Here is a 403-nt window from a genome sequence, read left to right on the forward strand (position 1 = left end):
AGCGGGCCGATCGCGCGCACCAGCAGGCCGTCGACCTCGCCGATATCCGACATCAGCCGCGCCAGCAGCTCACCGGTGCGCACCCCTGCCAGGCGCGCCGGTGCCAGCGGCAGCGCGCGACGGAAGAACCACACGCGCAGATCGCGCGCGATGCGCAGGGTGACATCGTGGCCGACCAGTTTTTCGAAGTAGCGCGACACGATCCGCGCCATGGTCAGCCCGCGGATGCCCGCCGAGGGCGAGAAGAAGTTGAAGCCATTGCCGAGCCCGGCCGCCCCGGCCAAGGCGGCGGCGGTCAGGAACCCACCGGACAGCCCCAGCAAGGCGGTGCCGGCCAGCATCGTCGTCCACAGCAGCAGGACGGTCAGCAACAGGCGGCCGCGGTGCCGCGCGAACACACCCT

Annotated in this window: 1 pseudogene; it reads right to left on the reverse strand. The window is 71.5% G+C overall.

Annotation, left to right across the window (positions count from 1 at the left end):
• Positions 1–403 (reverse strand): annotated as a pseudogene (locus ACLFKU_RS44295) (thiol reductant ABC exporter subunit CydC); the annotation flags it as partial.

This window comes from Paraburkholderia sp. EG304 (assembly GCF_046543485.1).
Taxonomy (GTDB): Bacteria; Pseudomonadota; Gammaproteobacteria; order Burkholderiales; family Burkholderiaceae; genus Paraburkholderia; species Paraburkholderia youngii.